Here is a 3,274-nt window from a genome sequence, read left to right as displayed (position 1 = left end):
TTCGACAAGATCTGCTACATCGGCTGCGGCGTCACCACCGGCATTGGCGCGGTGATCTTCACGGCCAAGGTCGAAGCGGGCGCGAACGTCGTGGTGTTCGGCCTGGGCGGCATCGGCCTGAACGTGATCCAGGCGGCCAAGATGGTCGGCGCCGACAAGATCATCGGTGTCGACTTGAATCCGGCGCGTGAAGAGATGGCGCGCAAGTTCGGCATGACCCACTTCGTCAACCCCAAGGAAGTCGGCGACGACATCGTTCCTTACCTCGTCAACATGACCAAGCGTCATGGCGACCTGATCGGCGGTGCCGACTACACGTTCGATTGCACCGGCAACACCAAGGTCATGCGCCAGGCGCTCGAATCCTCGCATCGCGGCTGGGGCAAGTCGGTCATCATCGGCGTTGCCGGCGCCGGCCAGGAAATCTCGACGCGTCCGTTCCAGCTGGTCACCGGCCGCAACTGGATGGGCACCGCCTTCGGCGGCGCGCGTGGCCGCACCGACGTGCCGAAGATCGTTGACTGGTACATGGAAGGCAAGATCCAGATCGACCCGATGATCACCCACACCATGCCGCTCGAAGACATCAACAAGGGCTTCGACCTCATGCACAAGGGTGAATCGATCCGCGGCGTGGTGGTCTATTGATCGCCCAGCCAAACTATACGGTCGACGCGCGGAGGCTCGATGAGCTTTCCGCCGTCGAGCTGTACGTTCTGTTGAAAATGCGCGTCGACGTCTTCGTCGTCGAGCAGAACTGCCCCTATCCGGAACTCGACGGCAAGGATGCGGACGCCCTGCATTTGCGGCTGCTGCAGGCCGGCGAGCTGATCGCCGCGGCCCGCATCTTCGCGCCTACGGACAAAGACGCGCCCGCCAAGATCGGCCGCGTCGTCGTCTCGCCAGATCATCGCGGCAAACGCCTCGGCGACGCCGTGATGCGCGAGGCCATTTCCGTCTGCGAAGAGCGCTATCCGCAAGCCCCGATCTACCTCTCCGCCCAAAGCCACCTCTCCCGCTTCTACGGCAGCTTCGGCTTCGAGCCGACCTCCGAGGAATATCTCGAGGACGGCATCCCCCACGTCGACATGGTAAGGGCCTGACCACCCGAACCAGCGAGTCCCGCCATGCGGATTCGCTGGTTTTCATCAGGCCGGTTTGTTAGATTTGTATCCGACATCCGACCCTACCCAACAGGGCTAGGGGAGCGCCAAGACACACCCACCACGCAATGCGGCACGACTTTGGAATGGCCGGCGGCTTTTTCACAAATCGGTCCTGATTTGGGGGCCGTCGGCAGCTGAGGAGGAGAAGCTGAGCATGGCATATCAGGTATCGATCCACCCCGCGCTCGATGGCGGGGTCAAGAAGGGCCAGGCGAATTTCGGTGGCGGCACGCTCGTCTGCGCCTGCGCCAGCCGCCCGGTCAAACTTTCCGTCAAGGGCACGGTCGCCCACAACCATGCCTGCGGCTGCACCAAGTGCTGGAAACCCAAGGGGGCCGCCTTCTCCGTGGTCGCGGTCGCCTCGACCGACAACGTCACCGTTCTCGAAAATGGCGATAAGCTCGCCGTCGTCGACAAGGATGCGCTGATCCAGCGCCACGCCTGCAAGGAGTGCGGCGTGCACATGTACGGGCCCGTGGAGCGTGATCACGCCTTCAAGGGCCTGTCCTTCGTCCACCCCGAGCGCTTCCAGGAACCCGGCTGGCCCGAACCGACCTTCGCCGCCTTCGTCTCCTCGATCATCGAAAGCGGCACGCCACCTTCGGTGATGTCAGGCGTTCGCAGCCGCCTCGGTGAACTCGGTCTTGCGCCCTACGACTGCCTGAACCCGACGCTCATGGATGTGCTCGCGACCTTCGCCGCGAAGAAGGCCGGCACGCTGAAGGAGGCGTGAGGATCAAGCTCACCGTGAAACCCGCTGCGCGCCGGCCGGCGCGCAGCCACCATTTCATGCCTGTGTCGACATGACATTGCTGGTCTTCAAAGGACCGAATTGCTACATCTGGGGCGACACAAAAACGTCAACCGCATTCCGTGAGGGATTGAAATGCCACGTCAATTCGACAAGGAAGCAAGTCCGGAGCAATTGGCCGCGCTGTCCGATGACGATATCGATACAAGCGACACTCCCGACGTTGACGAACGCTTCTGGGACGGGGCAAAGCTTTTACGACCTTCGTTTATTGCCGAACTCGAGGCGGCGATCGAGGTCGGCCTTAAGAGTGGTCCGTCGGAGCCGATGGAACCCATGAGCGTGCTGCTTGCCCGCTTCCGCAAAAACTTAAAATAGAAGACACCGACAAACACCCATGCACCATATCTACGTTGACGCAGACGCCTGCCCGGTCAAGCCCGAGGTCCTCAAGGTTGCCGAACGGCTCGGCATCGAGGTGACCTTCGTCGCCAATTCCGGCCTGCGCCCCTCGCGCGATCCGATGGTGCACAACGTCATCGTCTCCAACGCCTTCGACGCCGCCGACAATTGGATCGCCGAACATTGCGGATCGGGCGACGTGGTGGTCACCGCCGACGTGCCGCTCGCGGTTCGTTGCGTCGCGGCGGGCGCCTTCGTCACCGGCCCCACTGGCCGCGTCTTCGACGACACCAATATCGGCATGGCCTCGGCCATGCGCGATCTCGGAGCGCATCTGCGCGAGACCGGCGAAAGCAAGGGCTACAACGCCGCCTTCGGCCCGAAGGACCGCTCCCGCTTCCTCGAAACATTCGATCGGCTGTGCCGCCGCGCCAAGGCCGTCACGCCACCACCAGGAGAATAGAATGAACATCCTATCCCAGGCGACCGCCTTCGGCGGCATGCAGGGCGTCTTCACGCATACGTCTGAGGCCCTGAAGTGCGACATGACCTTCGCGGTCTTCGTCCCCCCGCAGGCGATCGAAAAGCCCTGCCCGGTTCTCTGGTATCTCTCGGGCCTCACCTGCACCCACGCCAACGTCATGGAAAAGGGCGAGTATCGCCGCATGGCGGCTGAGCTCGGCCTGATTATCGTCTGCCCGGATGTCAGCCCGCGCGGTAACGACGTCCCGGACGAACTGACCAACTGGCAGATGGGTAAGGGCGCCGGCTTCTATCTGAACGCCACCGAAAAGCCCTGGGCCGAAAACTACCAGATGTATACTTACATCACCGAGGAACTGCCCGCCTTTATCCGCCCGCACTTCCGCATGGACATGGATCGCCAGGGCATCTTCGGTCATTCCATGGGCGGCCACGGCGCCATGACGATCGCGCTGAAGAACCCCGGCCGCTT

General features: G+C 62.6%; 6 protein-coding genes. All 6 read left to right on the top strand.

Annotated elements, in window-relative coordinates; translation table 11 throughout:
• Positions 1 to 648: zinc-binding dehydrogenase (locus B3605_RS22780; RefSeq protein WP_296436144.1), on the top strand; the 648-nt coding region annotated here is incomplete at its 5' end.
• On the top strand, positions 648 to 1,103 hold the full coding sequence (locus tag B3605_RS22775) for a GNAT family N-acetyltransferase (RefSeq protein WP_112945869.1): 456 nt from the start codon (positions 648 to 650) through the stop codon (positions 1,101 to 1,103). The genes B3605_RS22780 and B3605_RS22775, both read left to right, overlap by 1 nt.
• Before the next feature lie 217 nt (positions 1,104 to 1,320).
• Entirely contained in the window at positions 1,321 to 1,899 is a 579-nt protein-coding gene (gene gfa, locus B3605_RS22770; protein ID WP_112945856.1) for an S-(hydroxymethyl)glutathione synthase, read from the top strand.
• Between the two features lie 153 nt (positions 1,900 to 2,052).
• Positions 2,053 to 2,295, top strand: coding sequence for a hypothetical protein (locus tag B3605_RS22765; RefSeq protein ID WP_183796211.1), 243 nt, complete (start codon positions 2,053 to 2,055; stop codon positions 2,293 to 2,295).
• 19 nt (positions 2,296 to 2,314) lie between these two features.
• Positions 2,315 to 2,782 carry a YaiI/YqxD family protein gene (locus B3605_RS22760; RefSeq protein ID WP_112945857.1) on the top strand — a complete coding sequence of 156 codons (468 nt, stop codon included), beginning with the start codon at positions 2,315 to 2,317 and terminating at the stop codon, positions 2,780 to 2,782.
• Between the two features lies 1 nt (position 2,783).
• A partial coding sequence (locus B3605_RS22755) for an alpha/beta hydrolase-fold protein (protein ID WP_296436141.1) occupies positions 2,784 to 3,274 on the top strand: 491 nt, incomplete at its 3' end.

The organism is Rhizobium sp. UBA1881 (assembly GCF_002338015.1).
Taxonomy (GTDB): Bacteria; Pseudomonadota; Alphaproteobacteria; order Rhizobiales; family Rhizobiaceae; genus Rhizobium.
This window is presented reverse-complemented; position numbering and strand designations above follow the sequence as displayed.

Coding starts and splice junctions, on each gene's coding strand:
- gfa (WP_112945856.1), top strand. CDS start 1,321: ATGGCATATCAGGTATCGATCCACCCCGCGCTCGATGGCGGGGTCAAG.
- B3605_RS22765 (WP_183796211.1), top strand. CDS start 2,053: ATGCCACGTCAATTCGACAAGGAAGCAAGTCCGGAGCAATTGGCCGCG.
- B3605_RS22760 (WP_112945857.1), top strand. CDS start 2,315: ATGCACCATATCTACGTTGACGCAGACGCCTGCCCGGTCAAGCCCGAG.